We start from the raw sequence: 24,805 nt of genomic DNA, 5'->3' as shown, positions 1-24,805 counted from the left end.
GTGCATAAGGGGGCAGGACTGGCTGTTACCCTTTGTTGCAAGCAGGCATTTGGTGCAAGCGCCGGACGGGTCTAGGCAGGCAAACGGAATCTTGCTTTGGGGATATTTGGGGTGAAGTCGGTTTCCGGCCAGGCAGCGCGCAACCTGACGCTGGCGTTGATAGCGCTAACCGCCGCCGGCTGCGCCGGGCCGCAGGTGGCCGCGCCACAGGCCAGCCTGCCCGTGCCCGCCGCCTGGGTTGAGAGCGATCCCGCCCCGATCAGCGTGGACATTGCCGAATACTGGCGCCTTTTGAACGACCCGCTGCTGACCGAGCTGGTCGAACGCAGCATCGCCGAGAACCGCGACCTGGCACAAAGCGCCGCGCGGCTGGACCTGGCGCGCAGCCAGTTGCGGCAGGCGCGCGCGGGCTATCTGCCATCCGTCACCGCCAGCGCCGGATCCGGGCGGGACCTTGGCACCAACAACCCGGGCCGCAACTCCGTATCCATCGGGGCCGACGCCCAGTGGGAGGCGGACCTGTTCGGCCGGGTCAGCAGCAATGTTGCCGCATCACAAGCCGACCTGGTGGCCGCCGGCTATTCGCTGGCCGACCTGCAGCGGGCCATCGTGGGCCAGGTGGCGATTTCCACCGTGCAGGCGCGGGCGCTGGCCTTGCAGTTGCAGATCGCGCGCGACACGCTGGCCTTCCAGGAGGACAACCTGCAGATTGCCCGCTGGCGCAACCAGGCGGGCCTGGTGGACAGCCTGGATGTGGAGCAGGCGCGCACCCAGCGGGCGCAGACCGCCGCCACCATCCCGCAACTGGAAAGCAGCCTGGCGGCCACCGCCAACGCCCTGTCTACCCTGGCGGGAGAGCCGCCGGGCCGCGTACTGGCCGCGCTGGCCGGCAGCGATGCCTTCGTGCCCAGCCCCGCCCCGCTGGCGGGTTGGGAGGCCCCGGCCGAAGTGCTGCGCCGCCGCCCCGACGTGCGCGGGGCCGAGGCCAGCCTTGTGGCCGCCGCTGCCCGCGTGGGTGTGGCCCGCACCCAGCTCCTGCCTGCCCTGCGCCTTACCGGCAGCGTGGGCACCGGCGCGCTGGGGATCGGCAGCCTGTTCGACATCCTGACAGCCAACGTCTTTGCCGGGGTTACGCAACTGCTGTTCGATGGCGGCCGCACCCGGGCCCAGATCGAAGGGGCAGAGGCCAGTGCCCGCGGTGCCCAAGCCGCGTGGGAGCAGGCGATCCTGCAGGCGCTGGAAGAGGTGGAGAGCGCCGCCGTTGACCAGCGCACCAGCGCCGAGCGGGTGGACCTTTCGGCCGAGGCGGTGGACGCGGCCAGCAATTCGGTGCTGCTCGCCCGCAGCCAGTACCAGGCCGGCCTGATAGATTTCCGCACGCTGCTGTCCGCCGAGAACCAGCTCCTGTCCGCCCGTAACCAGCTCGTGGGTGCCCAGGCCGACCGGGCCAGCGCCTTCGTGCGGCTGACCCAGGCCCTTGGCGGCGGCTGGAGCGGGACCGACTATGCCGCCGATCCTTCCCTGCTACCCGCCCAAGACGAGAGCGAGCGATGACCGATACGACTGCCGTCAACGGCCAAGACCTGGACGAATTTCTGGGCACCGGAAAGCAGCCTTTCTGGAAGCGGCGGATCGTGTGGATTCCGGCGCTGATCGCCGTGCTACTGCTCATCGCGTTCGTCATCTTCGGCCAAGGCGAGAAGCAGACCGAATACATCACCGAGGAAGTGACCACCCGCAGCCTTGACCTGGTGGTCACCGCCACCGGCAACCTGCGCCCCACCACCCAGGTGGATGTCGGCTCGGAAACCTCGGGCAAGATCGACATGATCTATGTCGATGTGAACGACCAGGTGGTGCGCGGGCAGGTGCTGGCGCGGATCAACACCGATATCATCGATGACCAGATCACCCAGGGCCGCGCCAGCGTGAACGCCGCGCAGGCCGCCGTGGAACAGGCGCGGGCCACGCTGGAAGTGGACACGGCGCAACTGGAGCGGTTGCGCGAAGTTCACCGCCAGTCGGGCGGCCGCGTGCCGAGCGCCCAGGAACTGACCGCCGCCGAAGGTGCCGTACGGCGCGGCCGGGCAACCCTCGCCTCGGCCCAGGCCAATGTCACTTCCGCGCAGGCCTCGCTCAATTCCGCGCTGACCCAGCGCGACCGGGCGGTGATCCGCAGCCCGATCACCGGCGTGGTGCTGGCCCGCCAGGTGGAACCGGGGCAGACCGTGGCCGCCAGCTTCAACACCCCCACCCTGTTCGTGCTGGCCGAGAACCTGTCGATCATGCAGCTCCGCGTGAAGGTGGACGAAGCAGACGTGGGCCAGGTGCGCGCCGGGCAGCCCGCCACCTTCACCGTCGATGCCTATCCCGGCCGCCGCTTCCCGGCGCGGGTGGAGCGGATCGACCTGGCCAGCGGCAGCATTTCCACCACCTCTGCCGACACGTCGGGCAGCAGCGGCAACGCCGTGGTGGAATACGAGGCACGCCTGACGGTCTCCAACACCGAAGGCCTGCTGCGCCCGGGCATGACCGCGAGCGCCAGCATCGAGACCCAGCGCACCGCTCGCCAGATGGTGGTGCCCAACGGCGCGCTGCGCTTCGAACCGCCGGAGGAGGATGACGCCGGCGGCATCGAGATGCGCAATGACGAGCAGTTCGGCCTCGAACGCGAGGAGGAACGTGCCACCATCAACGCCGGCAGCCGCCAGACGATCTATGTGCTGACGGCCGAGAACGAACTGCGCGAGGTGCTGGTGACGACCGGACTCAGCGACGGGCGCTATACCATCGTCACCTCGGAGGACCTGGAGCCGGGGATGAAGGTGGTGACCGCAATCAAGACCGCCGAGGGCGAGTGAGCGCCGCCCGATGTCCACCGGCCCCCTGATCGAACTGCGCGGCATCACCAAGACCTTTGGCGAGGGCGCGGCCGCTTTCCAGGCGCTGAAGGGGGTGAACCTTTCGATCGAGCGCGGCGATTTCGTGGCGGTGATGGGCCCTTCGGGCTCCGGCAAGAGCACGACGATGAACATCCTGGGCTGCCTGGACCAGCCGACCGGCGGCGTGTTCCGCTTCATGGGGCAGGAAGTGCAGTCGCTGACCAAGGACCAGCGCAGCCTGCTGCGGCGGCGCTACCTGGGCTTCGTGTTCCAGGGCTTCAACCTGCTGGCCCGCACCACCGCGCTGGAGAACGTGGAGCTGCCGCTACTCTATCGCGGCACACCCAAGGCGGAACGGCGCGCGGCGGCCATGCGCAGCCTGGAGCGGGTGGGCCTGGGCCCCTGGGCCGACCACACACCGGCGGAACTGTCGGGCGGCCAGCAACAGCGCGTGGCCATCGCCCGGGCCCTCGTCACCGATCCCGAGGTGCTGCTGGCGGACGAGCCCACCGGCAACCTCGATTCCGAACGCAGCATTGAAATCATGAAGTTCCTGCGCGAACTGAACCAGCAGGGCATCACCATCCTGATGGTGACGCACGAGCCGGAGATGGCCGCTTTTGCCAAGACCATCGTCCACTTCAAGGACGGACTGGTAGAGCGCATCGAGGCCGGTGAAGGGATTACGGCCTGATGCTGGGCACCTCGCTCCTCCTCGCCTTCCGCGAGATCCGCCGCCACCTGATGCGCAGCTTCCTGACCACGCTGGGCATCATCATCGGCGTGGCGGCGGTGATCACCATGGTCTCGCTGGGCCGCAGCGTCACCGCTGACATCAGCGACCAGATCAGCTCGCTGGGCTCCAACGTGTTCTTCGTGTTTCCCATCGAGGGCGACCGCGGCCAGTTCCGCCCGTTCGACGAGCGCGACGTGGTGGCCGTGCGCGAGCAGATTGCGGGGGTGAAGTCGGTCGCCGGCCAGGTGGAGGCGAACGTCACCGCGATCCACAACGGGCAGGACTGGGACAGCAAGGTGGAAGGCGTGAACAACGACTTCCTCGACGCGCGCGGCATCGAGATCGACGAGGGCCGCCGCTTCACCGAGGCCGAGATGGAAGCGGGCGCCAACGTGTGCATCATCGGCCCCACGGTGCAGGACGAGATCTTCCTGCCCAACCAGAGCCCGATCGGCGAGCGGCTGCGCCTCAACAACGTCGATTGCCAGGTGATCGGCGTGTTCGCCACGCGCGGCAGCGTGGGTGGCAACGGGGATGATGACAACTCGGTGCTGATGCCGCTGACCAATGTGCAGCGGCGCTTCACCGGCAATGACAACATCGGCTATATGTCGGTCAGCTACGATGCCTCGTATGACAGCGCGACGATGACCAACGCCATCGTCAACCTGATGCGGGAACGGCGCGTGCTGCTGGACGGGCAGGCGAACGACTTCGACATCGTCGATACCGCGCAGATCAACGAGACGGTGCAGGCCACCGTCGGCACCATGACCGTGATGGTGGCCGCCATTGCTGCCATCAGCCTGGTGGTGGGCGGCGTGGGCATCATGAACATCATGCTGGTGAGCGTGACTGAACGCACGCGCGAGATCGGCATCCGCCTGGCAATCGGCGCCCTGGCGCGCGAGGTGCGACTGCAGTTCCTGACCGAGGCCGTGGTATTGTGCTGCTTTGGCGGGCTGGTGGGCATCCTGCTGGGCTTCGTGCTCAGCTATTCGCTCGCCTCGGTGCTGGGTTTCGCCTTCATCTTCGATCCCGGCATCAACGTTCTCAGCTTCGTGGTTTCGGCGCTGATCGGCATCGTCTTCGGCTATTTCCCTGCGCGCCGTGCCAGCCAACTCGACCCGATTGAGGCGCTGCGGCACGAATAGGCCGCAGCGCCCCCAGATCGATCACGCGTCGACCAGCACCAGTTCGGCGTCTTCCAGCGCTTCCACCGTCAGCACATCGACATCGGCAATAGCCACGCCGTCGCGCGCGTTGGCTTCCTGCCCGTCGATCCGCACCCTGCCGGTGGCAGGGACCAGATAGGCCTTGCGCCCGTCCAGCCGGTAGCTGACCGTTTCGCCCGCCTTTACCGTAGCCCCCAGCACGCGGGCATCGGAATTGATGCGCAGGGCATCGGCATCCTCGGCCTCGTCACGCCCGCTGGCCAGCACCACGAAGCGCCCGTCCCGCGCCTCCTTCGGGAACGCCTTGTCGCCCCAGCGCGGGGCAATGCCCTTGCGATCGGACAGGATCCACAGCTGGAAAGACAGCAGTTCCTCGTCCTCCAGGTTGTATTCGGCATGGGTAATGCCGGTGCCGGCGCTCATCACCTGCACGTCTCCCGCGGCGGTGCGGCCCTGGTTGCCCAGGCTGTCGCGGTGGCTGATCGCGCCCTTGCGGACATAGGTGATGATTTCCATGTCGGCATGGGGATGGGGTGGAAAGCCGGTCTTGGGCGCAATCACATCATCGTTCCACACGCGCAGCTTGCCCCAGTGCATGCGGCGCTGGTCGAAGTAATCGGCAAACGAGAAATGGAAGTTGGCCTGCAGCCAGCCGTGATCGGCCTTGCCCAGGGTGGCAAAGGGACGCACTTCGATCATGTCGGTACTCCTCGCGGACCTTGCCCCTCCCGGGCCGTCCGCCGTCAGGGTGCCAGATAGGAAGTGTTCACCGGCGCGCAATGCCCCCGGCTTGACTCGCCGCGCAGCTATGGCAGTCTCGTGCCAGGGGACGCAGGATCGCAACCTATGACCGACCAGCACAAGGCCGGCGAGACAACCCGCAAAGGGGCCGCCCAGGGACAGCGGAGCATCGACAGGGAACGGGTGATCCTGGCCCTGATCGGCCTTGCCGGGGCCGCCTTCATCGTGGCGATGAACTTCCGCTAGCTCAGCCGGAACCCTTCGTAGCCAGCCTCGCGTACCGCGTCGCACTTCGCACGATAGGATCCCACCCCGCCCACGTAAGGCATGAACACCTGCCCGCCATCGCGGGTGCGGCCCATGTACCAGCTATCCGCACGCGGAAAGAGGGTGGTCTGCGCCACTTCGTCCACGTGGCGCATCCAGTCCTGCTCGGCATCCGCGTCGGCCTCGATCACCGCCTTGCCGCTGGCGCGCATGTCCGCCAGGCAGCGGGCCACCCATTCGACGTGCTGTTCGATGGAAATGATGACGTTGGACAGGACCGATGGGCTGCCCGGGCCGGTAATGGCGAACAGGTTGGGAAAGCCGGCCACGGCCAGCCCCAGGTAGGCACGCGGCCCATCGGCCCATTCCTCGGCGATCCGCTGCCCCCCGCGCCCAGTGATGGCGATGGCCTTTATCGCCCCGGTGCAGGCATCAAAGCCGGTCGCTACGGTGATGGCATCGGCCCGATGGCGCGCGCCGCTGGCGGTGATCACGGCATCGGCCTCAACGGCCACCACCGGATCCTGCCGCACATCGACCAGGTCCACGTGCGGGCGGTTGAACGTCTCGAAAAAGCCGATCTCCGAACAAAGCCGCCGCGATCCCAGCGGGTAATGGGGGGTGAGCGCGCGCGCCTTTGCCGGATCCTTCACCGTGGCGGCAATCTTGGCGCGGGCAAAGGCGGCGGCCTGCTCGTTTGAAACCTCGTCGAACAGCAGGTCCTCGAAGGCGTTGAGCAGGCCGGTGGTGCCCGCGTTCCACGCCTCCTCAAGCCGCTGCACACGGTCGCCTTCCGCAAATTCGCGCGCCTTGCCCGGGCGCGGCGGGGCGGCGAAGCCCAGCGGGGACTGGCGGGCCACAGCGCGCATCTGCTGGTAGGTGGCCTTGGCGCTGTCCTGCTCACCCGGCAGCAGCGGGCGGTTGTTGGCCGGCACGGCATAGCTGGGCGTGCGCTGGAACACGGTCAGGTGCCCGACATAGTCCGCCATCGTCGCCACCGCCTGGATACCGCTGGACCCGGTGCCGAAGTGGCACACGGCCTTGCCCGCCAGGTCCACGCCATCATCCCACTTCGCCGTGTAGAGCACCGGGCCGGCGAAATTTTCCAGGCCCGGCAGGTCGATGCCCCTGGGTTCGGATAAGGCGCCGGTGGCCAGGATCAGGAACTGCACGTCGAACTTATCGCCGGTGTCGGTATCCACCCGCCAGCGCCCGCGTTCCTCGTTCCACTCGGCGGCTGTCACCCGCGTGTTGAAGGCGATATCCCGCGCCAGGTCATAGCGCTCGGCCACGTGCTCGATATAGCGCAGGATTTCGGGCTGCGCGGCATAGCGCTCGGTCCATTCCCATTCCTGCTCCAGCGCCGGATCGAAGGAATAGGAATATTCCATGCTGGGAATGTCGCAGCGCGCGCCGGGATAGCGGTTCCAGTACCAGGTGCCGCCCACCCCGCTGCCCGCTTCCACCGCCGCGCAGGAAAAGCCGCCCTGCCGCAGCTTGACCAGCATGTAGAGGCCGGAGAAGCCTGCGCCGACGACCAGCGCGTCCAGCGCCCGCATGACCGTCAAGCCCCCAGCCGGGCGCGCAGGAACGTGCCTGCGGCATCCAGTGCCTGCCGCCCCTCCGGCAGCATGAAGTGGAAGCTGTGCCACACGTGGATCATGTCCGGCCACACCTCCAGTTGCACGTGGGTGCCCGCGTGGCCCGCCCGTTCGGCGATCAGCATACTGTCACCCAGCAGGATTTCGGCCGACCCCACCTGCACCAGCAAGGGCGGCAGGCCGGCAAGGTCCGCGTTGACGGGTGAGGCCAGCGGGTGCGCCGGGTCCTGTCCCGCCAGATAGGCCGCCGCGCCGCCGAGCAGGCCCGCCCGGTCAAGCGAGGGGTCTTCCGCCGCCTTGCTCTCCATCGTGGCGACCGAGCACGTGAGGTCCGCCCAGGGCGAGATCATGAAGCCCGCAGCCGGCAGCGGCATCCCTTCGGCGCGCAGCTTCACCAGCGTGGCCAGCGTCAAGCCGCCGCCTGCCGAATCGCCCGCGATGACGATGCGGCTGGCGGGAATGCCCTCGTCCAGTAGCGCCTGGTACACTGCCACGGCATCCTCCACCGCAGCGGGGAATGGCGCCTCGGGGGCCAGGCGATAGTCGGGTGCCACGGCGGGTAGGCCCAGCGCCTTGCCGATCTCGGCAATCAGGCCGCGGTAGCCCTGCGTTGACCCGGCGATATAGGCCCCGCCGTGCAGATACAGCATCGCCCCTGCCCCGGACGGGCCGGAATTGATCCGCAGCACCGGCACCCCGGCCAGCTCGCCCCGTTCGTAAGCCAGCCCCTCATCGGCCGGCATCCCCGCCAGCAACGCCTCCAGGTCGGCACGGCCTTTCTGGATATCGGAAAAATCCACCCCGCCCGCACGCATTGCGGCCACTAGTTCGGCCAGAACCTCGCTTGCCATTCACTCTCTCCCCTGTCGCGCGTGCTTGCGACGCGTCGCCTGCTGGACCATAGCGCAAACTGCTGCTCCGCAAAGCGGCAAGGTTGGGAGGGACACATGGACTGGGGAATCCTCGGCGGCTCGATCGGGCCACGGGTCAGACTGCTGCGAAACACGTTGAACGCCGGGTCGCTGGTCCAGTCGGAACCCTATGGCCTGCCCACCGGATCGCTGACCGTGATGGCGCTGATCGCCGCCAACCCCGGATGCAGCCAGGTGCAGCTTGCCGCGCTGGCCGGAATCACCGGCCCCAGCCTGGTGGGCATCATTGCCGAGCTGGAAGAGCGCGGCTTGCTGAGCCGCGAGCGTGACAGTGCCGACCGGCGGCGCAACATGGTGGTGCTGACCGCCGCCGGCCGCCAGACGATGGAAGCCCTGTTCGCCACCGTGACCGAGATCGAGAAGCCGGTACGTGATGCCCTGGGCCCGCAGGACATGGCCATGCTGATAGCATTGCTGGACCGGGCAATCGGTGCCCTGGGCGCGCGCGGCTCTGCCGACTGAGTTGATTTTGTCCGACCGTACTTGCGGCGGACGGTTCTTTCGCGGTAGCGTCCACAAGGGAAGATTTCCGGGGAGAGACATGCCGTCAACGCGCTTTGGCCGCGGCCTTGCTGCTGCGCTCCTGCTCGCCGCAGTTGCCCTTGCCGCGCCGCTGCAAGGCCGCGCACAGGGGCGTGCGGCTGCGGTTGACCATGCCGCGCTGGGCAATGTGGATGCCCCAGCGCAGGTGGGCAACTGGCTGAGCTATGGCCGCGACTGGGGCGAGCAGCGCTACAGCCCGCTGGCCCAGATCAACGCGGGCAATGTGGCAAGGCTGGGCCTGGCCTGGTTTGACGATCTGGACACCATGCGCGGCGTGCAGGGCACCCCGCTGGTGGTCGATGGCGTGCTGTACAACGTCAGTATCTACAACATCGTCACCGCCTATGATGCCGCAACCGGCCGCAAGCTGTGGACCTATGATCCGCAGGTGGGCGCGGAGTGGGCGCGGCTGGCCTGCTGCGGCCCCTCGGCGCGCGGCATCGCGGCGTGGAACGGCAAGATCTATATCGGCGCGCTGGATGGTCGCCTGATCGCGGTGGATGCGGCCTCCGGGCAGGAAGTGTGGACCACGCAGACTTTCGAGCGCGAAGGGCTGCTCAACGCCTACTCCATCACTGGGGCACCGCGCGTCTACGATGGCAAGGTGGTGATCGGCAACGGCGGCGCGGACTATGGCGTGCGCGGGTTCGTGGCTGCCTATGACGCGGAAACGGGCGAGCGGCTGTGGAAGTTCTACACGGTGCCCGGCAACCCCGCCGATGGCCCGGACGGGGCAGCCAGCGACAGCGCCATGCAGATTGCCCTCCCCACCTGGCACGGGGAATGGTGGCGCTGGGGCGGCGGCGGCACGGCGTGGGACAGCTTCGCCTATGATCCGGATCTCAACCTGGTCTACATCGGCACCGGCAACGGCACACCGCACATGTGGTCGATCCGCAGCAATGGCCAGGGGGACAACCTGTTCCTGTGCTCGATCGTCGCGGTTGACGCGACCAGCGGGGAGTACCGCTGGCACTACCAGATGGTGCCCGAGGAGGACTGGGACTACACCTGCACCCAGCCGATGGTTCTGGCCAACCTGCCGATCGCCGGGCGCACCCGGCAGGTGATCATGCAGGCACCGAAGAACGGGTTCTTCTACGTGCTGGACCGGGCCACCGGCGAGCTGCTGAGCGCCGAGACCTATGTCAGCCAGAACACCTGGGCCAGCCATATCGACATGGCCACCGGCCGCCCGGTGCTGCAACCCGGCGCCCACAACACTGCCACGCCGCACCTGATGAGCCCGAGCTGGATGGCGGCACACACCTGGCACCCGATGGCCTACAGCCCGCAGACGGGCCTCGTCTATTTCTCGGCGCAGGAGCAGGGCGATGTTTATGCGGCGATGGACGCCGGGGACTTCACCTTCGTGCGCCACCGCAGCAACAGCGGCCAGCAGCGCCGGAACGATCCGGAACTGCGCGCCCGGCTGATGGCGCAGGCGCGGGCCGAGGAGAAGGGCTATCTCCTCGCCTGGAACCCCGTGACGCAGACCGAGGCATGGCGCGTGCCCTATCGCGTGCCCGGCAGCGGCGGGGTGCTGGCGACGGCAGGCAACCTGGTGATCCAGGGCACGATCGACCAGACGCTGGCAATCTATCGCGCCGACAACGGCGAGAAGCTGTGGGAGATGGACATCGATCAGGCCCCGGTGGCGGGCGCGATCACCTATCTGGTCGATGGCGTGCAATATATCGCCATCAACGCCGGCTGGGGCGGATCACCGGTCTACAACCTGGGGCCATTTACCACGGGCACCGCCAAGCTGCTGGTGTTCCGGCTGGATGCCAGCGGCGTAACCCTGCCACCCCCGCCCCCGCCCGGCGATTTGCCGCGCCCGCCGTTCCTGACCGCGACGGAGGACCAGGTCGCCCGTGGCCGCGAACTCTATGGCGAAACCTGCGCCCGCTGCCACGGCCCCAACGCCGTGGGCGGGCTGAAGGATCTGCGCTGGATGACAGCCGAAACCCGCGCCCGCTTTGCCGATATCGTGCTGCGCGGCCTTTATGCCGAACGCGGCATGATCGGCTTTGCCGACGTGTTGGACGAAGACGGTGCCGCCGCGATCCACGCCTTCCTGATCGCCCGCGCTAACGAGGATTATGCCGATGCCAGCCCGGGCGCACCCGTGCTGCCGCCCAGGAGAGAACAATGAAGCTGCTGAAAGCCGCCACCGTCGCCCTGCTGCTGGGTGCATCCGTCCCGGCGCTTGCCCAGGCTCCCGGCGAGGCCAGTGCCGTGCAGGACCGGTCATGCCTTTACGAATGCCTGATCGCCACCGTGCGCGGGCACATGGCGGCACTGGAGGCGCGCGATCCGGCCAATCTCCAGCTTGCACCGGAAGTGCTGTTCACGGAGAACAACGTACCCTTGCCCGTGGGTCATGGCCTGTGGCGCACGGTGGTTGACATTGATGACAATGGCCTGGCTGTGGCTGACGAAACCACCGGCCATGCTGCCTGGTTCGGATCGGTGCGCGAGAACGACCATGCCGCCTTCTACGCCGTGCGCATCCACGTGGAGAACGGCCTGATCGACGAGATCGAGAGTGTGGTCCACCGCCGCACCGCCCTGCCCGCCCCGTTCGGGGACTGGCAGAATATGCAGCACTTCCCCGAATTCTACGAGGAACTGCCCGAGGCAGAGCGCCGCCCGCGCGAGCGTATGCTGGCCATAGCGGATGCCTATTTCGATACGGTGGAGCTGAACGACGGGCAGGTGTTCGCCCCGTTTACCGAGGATTGCAGCCGACTGGAAAACGGCATTTCCACCACCGCGCCGCTTCCTGGCCAGCAGCAGAGCGCCGCGGCCATTGCCAGCGGTTGCCGCGAGCAGTTCGAACTGGGCATCTACAAGATCAACAAGCGCGTGCGCCGCACCCTGCCGCTGGTGGACGAGCGGCGCGGTGTTGTGGTGGGCAGCGGCTTCTTCGACCATGCCAACGAGTGGGACCGCTATACGCTGACCGATGGGCGCGAGATGCGCACGGCGCTGAAGTGGCCCAATTCGATCACCCTGCTGGAAGCCTTCCGCATCCGGGACGGGGCGATCCAGCGGATCGAGGCGACCTTCACCTATGTGCCCTATTTCATGCACAACCCCTTCTGGGGAGAAGCCGCGCCGATGCCGCGCTTCTTTGTCGAACCGCTGGACTGCAATGCCGAGTGCCTGGCCGACCGCGCGACCATGGTGGTCGGCGCCATGCCAGGCAATCGCTGGGAGGAAGTCTATTGGGGCGATCGGGTGGGCTATTCCGAAAACTCGGTCGGGATTCGCGTGGGCGAGAGCATCTGGCGCAGCGTGACCGCAGTTGACGACAGCCCGCTGGTGGTGGCCGATGCCCAGATCGGCAAGGCGGTTTGGATCGGTCGGATCGAGGAACATGGCCAACCCGCCTGGGCTGCTGTGACCGTCGCGCCCGAGGGGCAGGCGGTTGGCAGCGTCGATGTCCTCGTCCGCCGCAGCAACTACAGCCCGCCGTTTGCGGAGCCGGTCTCCGCCACCGATTTCACCGAACTGCCCGAAGGCCGGCGCACCGGGCGCGATGCGATGATTGCCGCGGCCGAGCAGTTCATGCACGCGCTGGGATCGCGCGCCACCACCGCGCCCGACTTCCTTGCCGATGGCTGCGAATGGCTGGTCAACGGCATGGCCGTTGGCGGCTGCGCGGCATCGTTCGGCACCCCGCCGCTGCAACGCATCGAAGCGGTGCGCGACCGCGAGGTGCTGGCCGTGGACGAGGCGCGCGGCCTGGCCGTGGTGCGCTTCTTCGAGGACATTCCCGCCGCCGATGGGCAGGGCTATCCGCTGACTTATCAGGTAGTTGAGCTGTACCGCTTCGAGGAGGGCCGGATCACGCGGATCGAGGCGTTCACGGCCGAACTGCCGTACGGCATGCGCCCGCGCTGACCAAAAAAAACGGGCGCTGGCTTCCACCAGCGCCCGCTTGTTGTTCTGCCTGGCAACCCGATCAGATCGGGTAATGGCCCGGTTCGGTCTCGAAGGTGATCCAGCGGGTCTCGGTGAAGGCATCGATGCCCTGGCGGCCACCGAAGCGGCCATAGCCCGATGCCTTCATGCCGCCGAACGGCATCTGCGGCTCGTCGCTGACCGTGCTGGCGTTGACGTGGCAGATGCCGGCCTGGATCTGGCGGGCGACCTTCAGGCCGCGCGCGGTATCGCGGGTGAAGACTGCGCTGGACAGGCCATATTCGGTGTCGTTCGCCAGTTCGATGGCGTGCGCCTCGTCGCGTGCGCGGATGATGCCGACCACCGGGCCGAAGCTTTCGTCGCGGAACAGCTTCATGTCCGGCGTCACCTTGTCCACCAGGTGCGCGGGCATGACCACGTTCATGCTGGTATCGCCGCCCACCAGCAGTTCGGCACCCTTGGCCGTCGCGTCTGCGATCAGGCTGTAGCAGTGGTCCACGGTCTTGCGATCGACCACCGCACCCAGCGGGGTATTGCCCGCCGTTGGATCGCCCGCCGGCATGGACTTCACCTTGGCGGCGAACCTGGCGGCGAATTCATCGGCCACGGCTTCCACCACGATGATCCGCTCGGTGCTCATGCAGATCTGGCCCTGGTTCATGTAGGCGCCGAAAGCGGCGGCCTTCACTGCCTCGTCCAGGTCGGCATCTTCCAGCACCAGCATGGGGGCTTTGCCACCCAGTTCCAGCAGCACGGGCTTGAGGTGCTCGGCGGCGCGCTTGGCAATGATCTTGCCCACGGCGGTGGAGCCGGTGAAGTTGATCCGCTTTACCTGCGGCGCATCGATCAACGCGCCGACCACGGCACCGGCATCTTCCGGCGCATTGGTGACCACGTTGACCACGCCTTCGGGGAAGCCGGCTTCAGCAAAGGCCTCGATGATCAGCGCATGGGTGCGCGGGCAGGTTTCCGATGCCTTCAGAATCACCGCGTTACCGCAGGCGAGCGGCACGGCGATGGCGCGCACGCCCAGGATGATCGGCGCGTTCCACGGGGCAATGCCCAGCAGCACGCCCACCGGCTCCTTCACGGCCATGGCGATGGTGCCTTCATGGTCCGAAGGGATGACTTCGCCGGTAATCTGCGTGGTGATGGCGGCAGCTTCGCGCACCATGCCGGCTGCCAGCATCAGGTTGAACATGGCCCAGCCGGCAGTGGCGCCGATCTCGCCCATCATCGCGGCGACAAAATCATCCTTCTTGGCCACCAGTGCATCGGCCGCCTTCATCAGCACGGCGCGGCGGGCATTGGGACCCATCTTCGACCAGACGGCAAAGCCTTCCTGCGCGCGGGCGGCAATGGCGGGGATATCGCCCGCCTGCATGGCTTCGGCGCTGGACGCGACCTCACCGGTAATCGGGTTCAGGCGGTTGAACTGGGCCATCGGAATCTCTCCACGGATATTGCTATAGGCTATAACAGTATATGCCCAGTCCGGATGCCCGTGGCAAGAGGTTGCGACAGGCCGATCAGACTGGCAGGCCCACGTAGTTCTCGGCGATCACCAGTTGCGCGGCGCGGCTGCCCGCGATGTAGTCCAGCTCAGCCACCTGCATCGCGCGTTCGAACGGGCCATCTTCCGGGAAACGGTGCATCAGCTTGGTCAGTTGCCAGCTGAACCGCTCGCATTGCCACACGCGGGCCAGCGCCTTGGCGGAGTAACCGGCCACGGCATCGGCATCGCCACCCTTGAAATAGGCTACCAGCGCCGCGCTGGCATAGTGCACGTCCGATGCCGCCAGGTTCAGGCCCTTGGCTCCCGTGGGCGGCACGATGTGCGCCGCATCGCCGCACAGCAGCAGGCTGCCGTGGCGCATCGGCGTGAACACGAAGCTGCGTAAGGGAGCGATGGACTTTTCGATGGCCGGGCCGCGCGTCATGTTGGCGGCGGCATCGGGGCCCAGGCGGATCGCCAGTTCGTCCCACAGCCGCTCGTCCGGCCAGTCTTCCAGCTTCTCAGTCAGCGCCACGTCCACGTAATAGCGGCTGCGCGTGTGGCTGCGCATACTGGCGAGCGCAAAGCCGCGTTCATGGTTGGCATAGATCAGTTCATGGTTGCACGGCGGCACATCGGCCAGGATGCCCAGCCAACCGAACGGATAGACCCGCTCGAACACCTGCCCCACGCTGGCGGGCACGGCCTGGCGGCTGGGGCCGTGATAGCCATCGCAGCCGGCGATGAAGCGGCAGTCCACCCGCTGCTGTGCCCCGTCCTTGGTGTAGGTGACATAGGGCGCATCGCTGTCCACATCGTGCAGCGCAACGCCCTCGGCCTCGTAGATCACCTCCAGCCCACGTTCCGGGGCGGCGTCCATCAGGTCCTTGGTGATCTCGGTCTGGCCATAGACCCACACCTGCTGGCCGGTCAGCTCGCGGATCGGAATGCGGATCAGCCGTTCGCCATCGGCCAGGTTGAAGCCGTCCTCGGGCAACCCTTCGGCCTTCAGGCGGGCATCAAGCCCCAGCCGCTCCATCAGGCTGACGGTGATGTTTTCCAGCACGCCGGCGCGGATGCGGCCCAGCACATAGTCCGGATCGCGCTGTTCCAGCACCACGCAATCCACGCCTTCGGCCTTTAGCAGGTGGCCCAGCAGCAGCCCTGCGGGCCCTGCGCCGATGATGCAAACCTGGGTTTTCATGGAGCTGATCCTCTCGCCAATTTTGCGGCATGGCTTACGCGGCACGCCACGCGCGGCCAATGGCATTGCCAGCGACAGACTTGGACTATTCAACGGGAGGGCCTAAAGTGCCGACCACGATGACCGAGCAACCGCTGCCCCACTTCTTCCTCTATGGCGAGCCGAGCCAGGTGGCGGACCCGGATTTCCTGCATGTGGAGGATCTGGCTACCCGTAGCCGCCCCGGCAACTGGCGCATCGCCCCGCACAAGCACAGCGATCTCAACCACCTGCTGCTGATCGCCGAGGGCGGCGGCACGATCCAGTACGAGGCGGAAAGCTTCCCCTTCACCGCCCCCGCCCTGCTGGCGGTACCCGCGCGCTGCGTGCACGGCTTCACCTGGACCACCGAATCGAAGGGTCACGTATTAACCGTGGCCGAGGTGCAGTTGAGCCAGGTGCTGGCCACCTATCCCGAACTTGCCGCCCTGTTTGCCATGCCCAGTTGCATCGCGCTGGACGCGGACGATGCCGCCGAAATCGACCGGGCGATGGGCCGGATCGACCGCGAGCTGTCGTGGGCCGGACTGGGCCAGGCAGCCGCCCTCCACGCGGGGTTGCTCGCCGTGCTGGTGCTGGCCGCCCGCCGCCTGCAACGCGCCGCCGATCCGCCCGAGGGCACGGCGCGCCAGCGCGCGCTGCTGGCCCGCTATCGCGAGCTGGTGGAGCAGCGCTATCGCCTGCGCGAGCCGCTCTCGACCATCGCCCGTATGCTGGGGGTCAGCGAAACCTCGCTGCGGGAGGCCTGCGCCGTGACCGGCCAGTCACCCACCGCAATCCGTGACCAGCGCGCCATGCTGGAAGCGCAGCGGCTGCTGGCCTTTTCCGCCCTGTCGGTGGCGCAGGTGGGCGAGAGCGTGGGACTGGCGGACCCGGCCTACTTCTCGCGTTTCTTCACCCGCCATTTCGGGATTTCGCCGGCCCAGTGGCGGGCAGACCTGAAGCAGCGCAAGCGGGGCGGCGCGCTGGCGGAGGTGCAAGGCTAAGCCGCGCGGCCCAGCGCCCGCTGGCCCAGCATGGCGCCCGACACTTCCACCAGGTCGGCCCGCACCGCGGCCACTTTCGCGGGGTCGAAGCGCACCTGGTTCTGCGCCACGGCAGCGGCAAGCCCTTCGTAGAAGGCCAGCAAAGCGGGCGCGACGGGGTTTTGCCGGTCAACCCCCAGCCGCAGGGCACCGAGGCCGTTCTGCGCCCGCTCCAGCGCGCGGCGGCGCACGTCGGGCCGCTGGTTGTCCTGCGCCCACAGCGCCTGGCCCAGCGCCACGTCCACCTCGCGCAGGCACAGGCGGACAAGGTCGGCCCCGTGGGAACCGGACACGCGGGCATCCAGTTCCACGCGGCGATAGGCTTCGTGCGGGTCAACGGCGCGCAACACGTCAGTTCCCCGCATTGGTCCACATCGCCACTTGGTTCCTGATGAAGCTCAGGGTGCTTTGCGATGTGGCCACGTTGCGATCGGCCCAGGTAAACTGCCTGGCCAGTTGCTCGCGCAGCTTTTCCTGGCTCTCGGCAATGGTCGACAGTTTTTCGGTCAGTTGCGCCTTCTGGCTGGCGTAGCGCTCGATCGATCCGCCCAGCGACCCCGGATCACCCCTGGTGGAGGCGCTGCGGGCCAGGTTGTCGATCGTGGCGTAAACGCCCTTGAGGCCGGTGGTGAACATCGCCCCGGCGGCGGCCAGGTTGCTGGTCAGCGTGCTTTGCAGCCGCGCGGTATCGAGGCGGAAGGTGCCGTCGCGGTTCACCGCCAGGCCCAGGTCGGCCAGCGTGCTAGGCTCACCTTCGGCTGCGCCGGGCATGACCACCGCCGTGCTAAGGCCCGCCAGAGCGCGCTTTAGCGCCCGCGTACCCGGATCGCTGCCGAGGTCGCCACCCTTGGGATTGGCCAGTTCCGCCACGGTGCCAGCAATCTCGTTCAGCGCGGTGACGAAATCGCCCATCATCGCGGTGATCTGCTTGCTCTTGTCAGCAAAGGTGATGCTGGTCGGCGCACCGGGGTTCTCGCCGGTGAGGGTCAGCACCAGCGCGCCGGGCAGGCCGGTGACCTTGTTGCTGGCGCTGGTCATCGGCAGGCCGTCGAACACGAAATCGGCATCGCGGGCCGTAGCGGTGCGCTGGCCGCTGTCGGTGGCCGCGCCCCAGGCCAGGTAGTCGATCTGCCCCGCAGCAGGCGTGCCGCCGCTGGCGCTGGCCCCGCTGGCGCTGATCTCGAACCCGCTGGCCGCCCCGTCCGCTCCCTTCACCACCAGCCGCGCGCCGGTGGCCGTCTGCGCGACATAGGCGTTGAGACCGGCCCCGCTGGCGCGGATCCTGGTGGCCACATCGGCTAGGGTATCGGTTGCCGTCACGTCGATGTTCACCGGGGTGCGCGCCGCATCGGGGGTGAGCGTGGAGGTGCCGTTGAAATTGCCGAAGGTGATCGTCAGCTGCCCCTCGCCCACCAGGTCGGTGCCGGCGGCATAGGGCTTGCTGGCCAGCGTCTGCGCTGCGGCCAGGTGGTTCACCTCAAGGGTGTAGCTGCCAGAGCCGATCCCGCCGGGCAGAACGCCGGCTTGCGCAACCGAGGAATTGCCCAGCACGGCGGCTGGGGCCAGGTCGCCGTTGCGGATCCGGTCCCCTAGGGCGCTCGCCAACTGGGTCAGCTGGTTCCTGAGCGTGGAGGCACCGGAAATGCGCGCGTCGAGCAGTTCGCCCCGGCTTTCCAGCTGGGTCTTCTGGGTCAGGAAGCGGGCTTCGGCCAGGTCGCTCGCCAGCTTCTGCATGTCAACCCCGCTGCCCCCGCCGAAAGCCGCGACGAGGGAGGATGAGCCGGACGAGGTTGTTGCGCTTACCATGGCTGTCAGGACGGCCTGCGCTGGCCAGGATTAATGCCGTTCACCCGGCCATCGGCATCGAACCGCAGTTCCACCGGCACGGCCACCTGCGGCCGCTCCATGGGATCGCCGCGCTTCAGCGCCATGACGAAGGCCAGCACGCTGGCAATGGCGCCGTACAGCTCGCTGCGGACCATCTGGTTTTCGCGCGTGGTAAAATATACGGCGCGGGCAAGCTGCGGGTATTCCAGCGTGGGCAGGGCCATTTCGCGCGCCAGGTCCTTCATCGCCAGGGCCTTCTCGTCACGCCCCTTGGCCAGCACGTAAGGTGCCAGAGCCACGGCAGGGTCATAGGCCATGGCCACGGCGAAATGGCTGGGGTTGGTGATGACGAACTGGGCCTGCTTCATTGCGCCCGCCACCCCGCCGCGCGCCATGTCGCGCTGGCGCTGGCGGATGGCCTGCTTCTTTTCCGGGCTGCCTTCGGCTTCCTTGGCCTCGTCCTTCAGCTCCTGCATGGTCATCATCAGTTGCTGGCGGTGGCGGAAGAACTGGATCGGCCAGTCGATCATGGCGATCACGGCTAGGCCTGCGGCCAGCAGCAGCAGCAGGTCGGCAATCGCGGCCCAGGCGGCGGAAAGCTGGCCCGACAGTTCGCCCTGCCCCAGCACCAGCATGGCGGAAAGGTTGGCCGTGCCCCAGTACCACGCGATGGCGCCGAGAAGGCCCAGCTTGGCAAAGCTCTTGCCCAGTTCGATCAGGCTGGTGAGGCCGAACATCCGCTTAAAGCCTGCCAGCGGACTGAGCCGCTCGGCCTTGGGGGCAAGGTTCCCCAGGACCCAGCGCCCCTGCCCCACGGCAAGCTGCGCCACCATGGTCACGGCAATCACCGCCAGCCCCAGCGTGAACAGCGGCGGCAGGGCGGCATAGAGCAGGTCGGTCATGATCCGGCCGGGCTGGAAATCGGTCAGCGCCGAGCGGTCGAAGGTGAGCGAGCGTTCCGCCGTCCCCTCGATCACTGCCAGCATCCACGGGCCAGCCAGCTTCAGCCACAGCGCGCCAACCAGCATGGCGACGGCGGTGGCGACCTCCTTTGACCGCAGGACATTGCCCTTGTCGGCGGCGTCTTTCAGCTTCTTTTCGGTTGGCTCGAAACTCTTCTCGCCTGCGGCCTGCTCGCTCATGGCTGGACGGCTTCCCCTGCCTGTTCGATGGCCGTGGTGGCCAAGGCCACGAACTGGGCGTTGAGCACCGGCGCGGCCAGGATCAGAGCGGCGATGCCTGCCAGCACGCCCGCAGGCAGGCCCAGGGCAAACAGATTCAATGAGGGGGCGGAGCGGCTGATCACGCCGGTCACCAGTTGCACCAGCAGCAGCACCAGCGTGACTGGCAGGGCAATCGCCACTGCGGTTGCCAGCCCTTGCGTCAGGTAGCTGGCCACCAGCCAGCCGCGCTCGCCCACGTCCCAGCCGCTGCCGGGCGGGATCAGGCTATAGCTTTCCACCACCAGCCGCAACCAGAGGAGGTGCCCGCCCACGGCCAGGAACACCAGCGCCAGCACGATGCCGAACAACTGGCCGATGGCGCCGGACTGGTTGCCGCTGGTCGGGTCAACCGCCGTCACCATGGCCATGCCCATCGCGCCGCCGATCTGCTCGGCCGCCACCAGCGGCGCCGCAAAGGCCAGTTGCAGCACGAAGCCCAGCGTGAAGCCGATCACCGCCTCGGTGGCGATCGCCACTATGGTCGACAGGGCGGTCATGTCTTGTGGCAGGGAAACCGGCACCCAGTTGAGCACGAAGATGCCCACCACGGCGGCCAGCACAATGCGCACCTGCACCGGCACGCTGCGCGCGCCGAATATAGGGGCCGCCACCAGCGCAGCGCCCACGCGCACCATCACGAACAGCAGTTGCCACAGCTGCCCTTCCAGCACGCCGAGACCCAGGATCCCCAGGTTCATGCGGCGGAAATCCCGGCGATCTGGGCAAATATCTCCTCGGTAAAATCAACGATCAGGCCCATCATGCTGGCCCCCAGCACCACCAGCACCACGGCCACCACGGCCAGCTTGGGCACGAAGGTCAGCGTCTGCTCCTGGATCGACGTGGCGGCCTGCACCACGCCCACCACCAGGCCTACGGCCAGGGTGGCCAGCAGGATCGGCCCCACCACCAGTGCGGTGATCCACAGCGCCTGGTCGACCAGTGCGAAGAGGTTGGCGGACTGGTCCATGGCTCTACGCGAAACTCATCGCAAGGCTGCCCATCAGCAGCGCCCATCCGTCGACAAGAACGAACAGCAACAACTTGAACGGCAGGGATATGATCGTGGGGCTCAGCATCATCATGCCCAGGCTCATCAGCACCGATGCCACCACCAGGTCGATCACCAGGAAGGGCAGGAAGATCATGAAGCCGATCTGGAAGGCAGTCTTCAGCTCGCTGGTCACGAAGCTGGGGAGGAGGATCGAGAACGGCACGTCCTGCGGGCTGGCGAAAGGCTCGTCATGCCCGGCCATGTCGGCAAACATGGCCAGGTCCGTCTCGCGCGTCTGGCGCACCATGAAGGCGTGGAAAGCATCGCCGGCGTTGCTGATCGCGGCATCGGCCTCGATCTGGCCGGCGGCATAGGGTTCGATGGCGCTCTGGTTCACCTGCTCCAGCGTGGGGGCCATGATGAACAGGCTGAGGAACAGCGACAGGCCGATCAGCACCTGGTTGGGCGGCGATTGCTGCAGGCCCAGCGCCTGGCGCAGGATCGCCAGTACTATGATGATGCGGGTGAAGCTGGTCATCATCAGCACCAGCGCGGGCAAAATCGTCAGCAGGCCCATCAGCAGCAGCAGCTGCAGGCTCATGCTGAGCGGTGCCCCGCCGTTGGCGCCGCCCATCGCCCGCTCCAGCGCACCGCCCAATCCCGCTGCGGCTGGTCCGGCGGCCTCCGACGCAACGGGGGCCATCGCCTGGACAAATTCCGGAAGAAGCGCGGCCACCACAGCGAGTGCCAGCACGATCGCGCGGCGCATCACAGGTTCTCCTCAACCAGCGGGAAGCGGTCGGGCGGCGGCAGCGGCTCGCTCTCGGCCAGGCGCACCAGGCCGTTCTTGCTGGCGCCCACCAGGATCTCGCGACCGTGGAATTCGATTACCGCCAGCTTCAGGCCGGGGGCGAGCATGGTCGTCTCCACCAGCCGTGCGGCCTTGGTGCCGCTGCGGGCCACCATCTGGCCCTGCAGCTTGCGGGTCAGCCAAATACTGCCCCAGATCATGCCGGCCAGCAGCGGCAGCAGCACCAGCAGCTTGACCACGTACCAGACCATCAGGCGCGCTCCGCCATGCGGTTGTCGGTGGCCAGTTCCACGATGCGCAGGGCAAAGCGGTTGCCATCGGCCACCACCTCGCCGCGGGCGATCAGCTTGCCGTTGACCATCACGTCGAACAGCTCGTCCACCTGCCGCTCCAGCGGGACCACGGCGTCCTCCGCCAGTTCCAGCACGCGGGCCAGCGGCAGTTTGGCGCGGCCCAGTTCCACGGTCAGCGAGACGTCAACGTCGCGGATCAGGTCCAGCCCGGTAAATGCTTCAGCCATTGGTCATGTCCTTTTTGGTCCAGCCGGTAGAGGTGATGCGCAGGGCCATCTGCCCATCGGCGGAACCGGCCTGTCCGCGCGCGATTTCCCTGGTTCCCAGCTTCAGCGGCACGTCACGCGGCATCGGCAGGGCGATGATGTCGCCAGCCTTCAGCGCCGTGATGCGGCGCACCGGCAGCTTGATTTCGGCCAGCACAGCCACCAGCGGCAGGGGCACGCTGGCAAAGGGCTCGCTGGTTGCGGCATAGTCCGCCGTTGGTTTCAGCACCGGTGCGGCCACTGCCCCTCCAGCCAGCACGCGCGCGGCGTGCGACAGGCGCAGCACCAGCAGCAGGTCAACCGGCGCGGCTTCGCCCTGGGCCACCTGGGCGCGCACGGTCAGGAAGGTTTCCTCGTCGCGCGCGGGGACAAGCTTGCCCAGCACGTCATGGCGCGCGGCCAGGGCCAGCGACCCATCGCGCTCCAGCGCCTTGCCCAGTGCAATGCCCACGGCATCGGCGGCCCGCGCCAGCGCCAGGTCGGTAGACTTGGGCAGGCGTTCGGGCAGCACGGCGGGCACGGCACCGGGGCCGCCGAAGACCATGTCGGTCAGGGCCAGCGCCCCGCCCAGGCCCAGGCTGACCAGCAGTTCGCCCCCGGCGGCATCGGCAAACAGCCAGTTCACCGCCACGGCATCGATCATCTTGTGCAGGCGCGGGGCGGCGGCGCGTTCCACCTTGCCGCAGCTTACCTGCGGGCGATCGCCACCCAGCAGCGCGGCCAGGTCATCCGCCAGCGCCTGCTCCAGCCTGGATGCGGCGGCAACCAGCAGCGCGGCCAGTTCGTCCGGCTCGGGCGCGCGGCGGGCCAGCCGCTCGCTGTGCTGCGCCAGGGCCCGTTCGGCCTTCAGGTACCCTTCGGACCGCATTGCCTCACTGCACCAGGAAGCTGCGGAACAGCACTTCGTCGACGCCGCCGAAGCCCTCGTTTTCCTCCAGCACGCGGTTGACGGCATCCTTCAGCCGCTCAGCCAGGCGCTCCTTGCCTTCCACCGAATAGACATCGTCCTCCGGCGTGTTGGCCAGTTCCACTAGGATGGCGGAGCGGATTGCCAGGTCGTGCATCGCCAGCCACTGGATCACCCGCCCGTCGCGGTGGGTGGAAGCGGCCAGGCTGACCTGGACCAGACCGGCGCTATCCTTGAGGTTGGAGGTGAAGCCTTCCTCGAAGATGTAATAGAGCGTGCGGTATTCATTGCCGCCTTCGCCATAAACGGGGCTGGTGCCTTCGCCCTCACCCTCGCCGCCTTCCGCTGCGGGGGCATAGGGGTCTTCCTCGCCCTTGCGCACCAGTTCGGGCTCGTTCGGGCCTTCCTCCTCTTCGGTGTGCGGGCCAAGCAGGCCAGCCGCCACTGCGCCATAGGCACCCCCGGCACCGGCGGCGAGCAGCACCACCGCGCCGATAATCAGCTTCATCTTGCCCGACTTGGGCTTGGCCTCACCTTCGGCCTTGGCTTTACTCATGGGTCAACTCCTCAGGGGGTTGCAGAAAGGGACGATCAGGCGAACCGGCTGCCGTCGCGACCGGCGGCATGGCCGGTGCCGCTATCGCCATCGCCATCGGCCTGGCGGTGGACCACCTGCTGGCCGGGACGCGATTGCTGGGCGCGCTGCTGGTCCTGCCGTTGGCCATCGGCCTGCGCGCCAGCCTGCCACGAAGCGTTGGCGGCGTTCACGCTGTCGCCGCGCTGGGGCTGGCTGTCGGTCCGCGCGGGATCGGCCACTGCGGCGGCAGGACGGTCGGCCAGGGCGGCCTGCACCGCCGGGGCAAAGCCCGGATCAGCGCTGGTCATGGCCACCTTCAGAGCCTGGCCGGCCAGCTCGAACTGGACGGACACCTGGCCGAATTCGCGGTGGGCCAGATGCATGTCGGCCCGGCCGGGGCGGGACAGCTCGCGCGCCTCGCTCAGCTTGTCGATCACGGCGGAGAAATCGTGGCGCTCAGGGGTAGCCTCGGCGGCGGCAGGCGCAAGTTGCGCGCCTTGGACGGACTGAACCGGGGCGGCATCCGCTGCGGGGGCTGCAACCATCGCCGCGGCCGCTACCGGCAGGACCAGAGCGGGCGCGGCCGGTTCGGCATCCGCGATAGCGGCGGTTACCGCGGGCGTCAGCGTCACGACGGGCTCTTCCCCGCCCTTGCGCGGAGCAGCGCGCGGCGCGCCCTGAAGCAACTGGGCCAGCACCGGCTGGGCGGCGACCTGCTGCTGCACCAAGGGGGCCGCCGCCGGCGGCAGGGGCTGGGTACCAGGGGGCAGCACCAGTTCCACCTGCACACCGCCCTGCGGGTGCGGCGCGGGCTGCGGCTGCACCTTCGAAGCGGGGACAGCCCCGCCGGCCTCTTGCGGCAGGGACTGCGCGAGCGGACTGCCGACCGGTGCCTCTTCGGCCCGCAGCCACATGGCCACCGGCATGGTCTGCACCAGACCTTGCGGCAGTAACGCGGCCGGCATCTGCGGCACCACCGGCGCGCTGCCCGCCGCAACCGGGGCACCCGGTGCCGCCGGTGCTGCCGGCGCGGGATCGGTGAAACCGGCAGCAGCATCCGGCAGGACCGGCAAGGCAGGCGGCAAGATATTGCCGGTCGTGTCCGGCACAATTGCCGCCAGCATTGCCGGATCGGTCAGTGCCATGTCTGCCTCGGGCAGCTCGTCGCCATCGCTAGTAGCCAGCGGGGACAGGCCCATCAGCGAGAGAAAGTCCTGAAAAGAAGCCATTTCCGCCGGGCTTTGCCCTTGCACGACGGCGGCGCTGACAGGATTGGCCGGGGTATTGCCGGCGGGCATGTTGAGGATCAGCGAGAGGTTCACTTTGGGCAAGTC

25 protein-coding genes are annotated in these 24,805 nt (G+C 67.7%); 9 read left to right on the top strand and 16 right to left on the bottom strand.

What is annotated here, in order from left to right:
• Nucleotides 1–111: 111 nt before the first annotated feature.
• From GRI99_RS05990 to GRI99_RS05975, 4 genes are read left to right on the top strand one after another with little or no spacing between them, the layout of a single operon-like run.
• Nucleotides 112–1,554 carry an efflux transporter outer membrane subunit gene (locus tag GRI99_RS05990; protein ID WP_337192881.1) on the top strand — a complete coding sequence of 481 codons (1,443 nt, stop codon included), beginning with the start codon at nt 112–114 and terminating at the stop codon, nt 1,552–1,554.
• Entirely contained in the window at nt 1,551–2,861 is a 1,311-nt protein-coding gene (locus tag GRI99_RS05985) for an efflux RND transporter periplasmic adaptor subunit (protein ID WP_160771129.1), read from the top strand. The genes GRI99_RS05990 and GRI99_RS05985 overlap by 4 nt, the downstream gene beginning before the upstream one ends.
• Before the next feature lie 10 nt (nt 2,862–2,871).
• The gene (locus GRI99_RS05980) at nt 2,872–3,576 is read left to right on the top strand and encodes an ABC transporter ATP-binding protein (RefSeq protein ID WP_160771128.1); all 705 of its coding nucleotides are present in this window, start codon (nt 2,872–2,874) and stop codon (nt 3,574–3,576) included.
• Entirely contained in the window at nt 3,576–4,772 is a 1,197-nt protein-coding gene (locus GRI99_RS05975; RefSeq protein ID WP_160771127.1) for an ABC transporter permease, read from the top strand. The genes GRI99_RS05980 and GRI99_RS05975 overlap by 1 nt, the downstream gene beginning before the upstream one ends.
• 21 nt (nt 4,773–4,793) lie before the next feature.
• On the opposite strand, the gene GRI99_RS05970 is transcribed toward GRI99_RS05975, so the two are convergent.
• Nucleotides 4,794–5,492: a pirin family protein gene (locus tag GRI99_RS05970; RefSeq protein WP_160771126.1), complete on the bottom strand. Its 699-nt coding sequence runs from the start codon at nt 5,490–5,492 to the stop codon at nt 4,794–4,796.
• A 147-nt stretch (nt 5,493–5,639) separates the two neighbouring features.
• Here GRI99_RS05970 and GRI99_RS05965 point away from each other — a divergent pair, with 147 nt between their 5' ends.
• Nucleotides 5,640–5,780, top strand: a complete 141-nt coding sequence (locus tag GRI99_RS05965; RefSeq protein ID WP_160771125.1) for a hypothetical protein — start codon at nt 5,640–5,642, stop codon at nt 5,778–5,780.
• Here the strand turns inward: GRI99_RS05965 and GRI99_RS05960 are convergent.
• The gene (locus GRI99_RS05960) at nt 5,777–7,360 is read right to left on the bottom strand and encodes a flavin-containing monooxygenase (protein WP_160771124.1); all 1,584 of its coding nucleotides are present in this window, start codon (nt 7,358–7,360) and stop codon (nt 5,777–5,779) included. The two genes, GRI99_RS05965 and GRI99_RS05960, sit on opposite strands and share 4 nt — an antisense overlap.
• A 5-nt stretch (nt 7,361–7,365) precedes the next feature.
• Nucleotides 7,366–8,253: an alpha/beta hydrolase gene (locus GRI99_RS05955; protein ID WP_160771123.1), complete on the bottom strand. Its 888-nt coding sequence runs from the start codon at nt 8,251–8,253 to the stop codon at nt 7,366–7,368.
• 96 nt (nt 8,254–8,349) lie between these two features.
• On the opposite strand from GRI99_RS05955, the gene GRI99_RS05950 reads away from it, so the two are divergent.
• From GRI99_RS05950 to GRI99_RS05940, 3 genes are all read left to right on the top strand, one after another.
• The gene (locus GRI99_RS05950) at nt 8,350–8,796 is read left to right on the top strand and encodes a MarR family winged helix-turn-helix transcriptional regulator (RefSeq protein ID WP_160771122.1); all 447 of its coding nucleotides are present in this window, start codon (nt 8,350–8,352) and stop codon (nt 8,794–8,796) included.
• 79 nt (nt 8,797–8,875) lie between these two features.
• Nucleotides 8,876–11,035, top strand: coding sequence for a PQQ-dependent dehydrogenase, methanol/ethanol family (locus tag GRI99_RS05945; RefSeq protein WP_160771121.1), 2,160 nt, complete (start codon nt 8,876–8,878; stop codon nt 11,033–11,035).
• Nucleotides 11,032–12,789: a DUF8021 domain-containing protein gene (locus GRI99_RS05940; RefSeq protein WP_160771120.1), complete on the top strand. Its 1,758-nt coding sequence runs from the start codon at nt 11,032–11,034 to the stop codon at nt 12,787–12,789. The genes GRI99_RS05945 and GRI99_RS05940 overlap by 4 nt, the downstream gene beginning before the upstream one ends.
• A gap of 61 nt (nt 12,790–12,850) precedes the next feature.
• Here GRI99_RS05940 and GRI99_RS05935 read toward each other — a convergent pair whose 3' ends face one another.
• Nucleotides 12,851–14,254 carry an aldehyde dehydrogenase gene (locus GRI99_RS05935; protein WP_160771119.1) on the bottom strand — a complete coding sequence of 468 codons (1,404 nt, stop codon included), beginning with the start codon at nt 14,252–14,254 and terminating at the stop codon, nt 12,851–12,853.
• 85 nt (nt 14,255–14,339) lie between these two features.
• Nucleotides 14,340–15,509 carry a 4-hydroxybenzoate 3-monooxygenase gene (gene pobA / locus GRI99_RS05930; RefSeq protein WP_160771118.1) on the bottom strand — a complete coding sequence of 390 codons (1,170 nt, stop codon included), beginning with the start codon at nt 15,507–15,509 and terminating at the stop codon, nt 14,340–14,342.
• 119 nt (nt 15,510–15,628) lie between these two features.
• Here pobA and GRI99_RS05925 point away from each other — a divergent pair, with 119 nt between their 5' ends.
• Nucleotides 15,629–16,534, top strand: coding sequence for a helix-turn-helix domain-containing protein (locus GRI99_RS05925; protein ID WP_160771117.1), 906 nt, complete (start codon nt 15,629–15,631; stop codon nt 16,532–16,534).
• On the opposite strand, the gene GRI99_RS05920 is transcribed toward GRI99_RS05925, so the two are convergent.
• The 11 genes from GRI99_RS05920 to GRI99_RS05870 are packed head-to-tail and all read right to left on the bottom strand — an operon-like array spanning nt 16,531 to nt 24,802.
• Complete coding sequence (locus GRI99_RS05920; RefSeq protein ID WP_160771116.1) at nt 16,531–16,923, bottom strand: flagellar protein FliS; 393 nt, start codon at nt 16,921–16,923, stop codon at nt 16,531–16,533. The two genes, GRI99_RS05925 and GRI99_RS05920, sit on opposite strands and share 4 nt — an antisense overlap.
• Nucleotide 16,924: 1 nt before the next feature.
• Complete coding sequence (fliD, locus tag GRI99_RS05915; RefSeq protein ID WP_160771115.1) at nt 16,925–18,379, bottom strand: flagellar filament capping protein FliD; 1,455 nt, start codon at nt 18,377–18,379, stop codon at nt 16,925–16,927.
• Between the two features lie 5 nt (nt 18,380–18,384).
• The gene (locus GRI99_RS05910) at nt 18,385–19,542 is read right to left on the bottom strand and encodes an EscU/YscU/HrcU family type III secretion system export apparatus switch protein (protein ID WP_160771114.1); all 1,158 of its coding nucleotides are present in this window, start codon (nt 19,540–19,542) and stop codon (nt 18,385–18,387) included.
• On the bottom strand, nt 19,539–20,321 hold the full coding sequence (locus GRI99_RS05905; RefSeq protein ID WP_160771113.1) for a flagellar biosynthetic protein FliR: 783 nt from the start codon (nt 20,319–20,321) through the stop codon (nt 19,539–19,541). Before GRI99_RS05905 ends, GRI99_RS05910 begins: the two co-directional genes overlap by 4 nt.
• Nucleotides 20,318–20,593 carry a flagellar biosynthetic protein FliQ gene (locus GRI99_RS05900; protein ID WP_160771112.1) on the bottom strand — a complete coding sequence of 92 codons (276 nt, stop codon included), beginning with the start codon at nt 20,591–20,593 and terminating at the stop codon, nt 20,318–20,320. The genes GRI99_RS05905 and GRI99_RS05900 overlap by 4 nt, the downstream gene beginning before the upstream one ends.
• A gap of 4 nt (nt 20,594–20,597) precedes the next feature.
• Nucleotides 20,598–21,386, bottom strand: coding sequence for a flagellar type III secretion system pore protein FliP (gene fliP, locus GRI99_RS05895; protein WP_160771111.1), 789 nt, complete (start codon nt 21,384–21,386; stop codon nt 20,598–20,600).
• Entirely contained in the window at nt 21,386–21,679 is a 294-nt protein-coding gene (locus tag GRI99_RS05890) for a flagellar biosynthetic protein FliO (RefSeq protein WP_160771110.1), read from the bottom strand. The genes fliP and GRI99_RS05890 overlap by 1 nt, the downstream gene beginning before the upstream one ends.
• Entirely contained in the window at nt 21,679–21,948 is a 270-nt protein-coding gene (locus GRI99_RS05885) for a FliM/FliN family flagellar motor switch protein (protein ID WP_160771109.1), read from the bottom strand. Before GRI99_RS05885 ends, GRI99_RS05890 begins: the two co-directional genes overlap by 1 nt.
• Nucleotides 21,941–22,855: a FliM/FliN family flagellar motor switch protein gene (locus GRI99_RS05880; protein ID WP_160771108.1), complete on the bottom strand. Its 915-nt coding sequence runs from the start codon at nt 22,853–22,855 to the stop codon at nt 21,941–21,943. The genes GRI99_RS05885 and GRI99_RS05880 overlap by 8 nt, the downstream gene beginning before the upstream one ends.
• Before the next feature lie 4 nt (nt 22,856–22,859).
• On the bottom strand, nt 22,860–23,450 hold the full coding sequence (locus GRI99_RS05875; protein WP_160771107.1) for a flagellar basal body-associated FliL family protein: 591 nt from the start codon (nt 23,448–23,450) through the stop codon (nt 22,860–22,862).
• A gap of 35 nt (nt 23,451–23,485) precedes the next feature.
• Nucleotides 23,486–24,802: a hypothetical protein gene (locus tag GRI99_RS05870; protein ID WP_160771106.1), complete on the bottom strand. Its 1,317-nt coding sequence runs from the start codon at nt 24,800–24,802 to the stop codon at nt 23,486–23,488.
• Between the last annotated feature and the right edge of the window lie 3 nt (nt 24,803–24,805).

The sequence above is a fragment of the Alteraurantiacibacter buctensis genome, assembly GCF_009827655.1.
GTDB lineage: Bacteria > Pseudomonadota > Alphaproteobacteria > Sphingomonadales > Sphingomonadaceae > Alteraurantiacibacter > Alteraurantiacibacter buctensis.
This window is presented reverse-complemented; position numbering and strand designations above follow the sequence as displayed.

Bases quoted from the DNA above. Each gene is read 5' to 3' on its own strand.
- GRI99_RS05985 (WP_160771129.1), top strand. From the start codon at position 1,551: ATGACCGATACGACTGCCGTCAACGGCCAAGACCTGGACGAATTTCTG.
- GRI99_RS05980 (WP_160771128.1), top strand. From the start codon at position 2,872: ATGTCCACCGGCCCCCTGATCGAACTGCGCGGCATCACCAAGACCTTT.
- GRI99_RS05975 (WP_160771127.1), top strand. From the start codon at position 3,576: ATGCTGGGCACCTCGCTCCTCCTCGCCTTCCGCGAGATCCGCCGCCAC.
- GRI99_RS05970 (WP_160771126.1), bottom strand. From the start codon at position 5,492: ATGATCGAAGTGCGTCCCTTTGCCACCCTGGGCAAGGCCGATCACGGC.
- GRI99_RS05965 (WP_160771125.1), top strand. From the start codon at position 5,640: ATGACCGACCAGCACAAGGCCGGCGAGACAACCCGCAAAGGGGCCGCC.
- GRI99_RS05960 (WP_160771124.1), bottom strand. From the start codon at position 7,360: ATGCGGGCGCTGGACGCGCTGGTCGTCGGCGCAGGCTTCTCCGGCCTC.
- GRI99_RS05955 (WP_160771123.1), bottom strand. From the start codon at position 8,253: ATGGCAAGCGAGGTTCTGGCCGAACTAGTGGCCGCAATGCGTGCGGGC.
- GRI99_RS05950 (WP_160771122.1), top strand. From the start codon at position 8,350: ATGGACTGGGGAATCCTCGGCGGCTCGATCGGGCCACGGGTCAGACTG.
- GRI99_RS05945 (WP_160771121.1), top strand. From the start codon at position 8,876: ATGCCGTCAACGCGCTTTGGCCGCGGCCTTGCTGCTGCGCTCCTGCTC.
- GRI99_RS05940 (WP_160771120.1), top strand. From the start codon at position 11,032: ATGAAGCTGCTGAAAGCCGCCACCGTCGCCCTGCTGCTGGGTGCATCC.
- GRI99_RS05935 (WP_160771119.1), bottom strand. From the start codon at position 14,254: ATGGCCCAGTTCAACCGCCTGAACCCGATTACCGGTGAGGTCGCGTCC.
- pobA (WP_160771118.1), bottom strand. From the start codon at position 15,509: ATGAAAACCCAGGTTTGCATCATCGGCGCAGGGCCCGCAGGGCTGCTG.
- GRI99_RS05925 (WP_160771117.1), top strand. From the start codon at position 15,629: ATGACCGAGCAACCGCTGCCCCACTTCTTCCTCTATGGCGAGCCGAGC.
- fliD (WP_160771115.1), bottom strand. From the start codon at position 18,379: ATGGTAAGCGCAACAACCTCGTCCGGCTCATCCTCCCTCGTCGCGGCT.
- GRI99_RS05910 (WP_160771114.1), bottom strand. From the start codon at position 19,542: ATGAGCGAGCAGGCCGCAGGCGAGAAGAGTTTCGAGCCAACCGAAAAG.
- GRI99_RS05905 (WP_160771113.1), bottom strand. From the start codon at position 20,321: ATGAACCTGGGGATCCTGGGTCTCGGCGTGCTGGAAGGGCAGCTGTGG.
- GRI99_RS05900 (WP_160771112.1), bottom strand. From the start codon at position 20,593: ATGGACCAGTCCGCCAACCTCTTCGCACTGGTCGACCAGGCGCTGTGG.
- fliP (WP_160771111.1), bottom strand. From the start codon at position 21,386: ATGCGCCGCGCGATCGTGCTGGCACTCGCTGTGGTGGCCGCGCTTCTT.
- GRI99_RS05890 (WP_160771110.1), bottom strand. From the start codon at position 21,679: ATGGTCTGGTACGTGGTCAAGCTGCTGGTGCTGCTGCCGCTGCTGGCC.
- GRI99_RS05885 (WP_160771109.1), bottom strand. From the start codon at position 21,948: ATGGCTGAAGCATTTACCGGGCTGGACCTGATCCGCGACGTTGACGTC.
- GRI99_RS05880 (WP_160771108.1), bottom strand. From the start codon at position 22,855: ATGCGGTCCGAAGGGTACCTGAAGGCCGAACGGGCCCTGGCGCAGCAC.
- GRI99_RS05875 (WP_160771107.1), bottom strand. From the start codon at position 23,450: ATGAGTAAAGCCAAGGCCGAAGGTGAGGCCAAGCCCAAGTCGGGCAAG.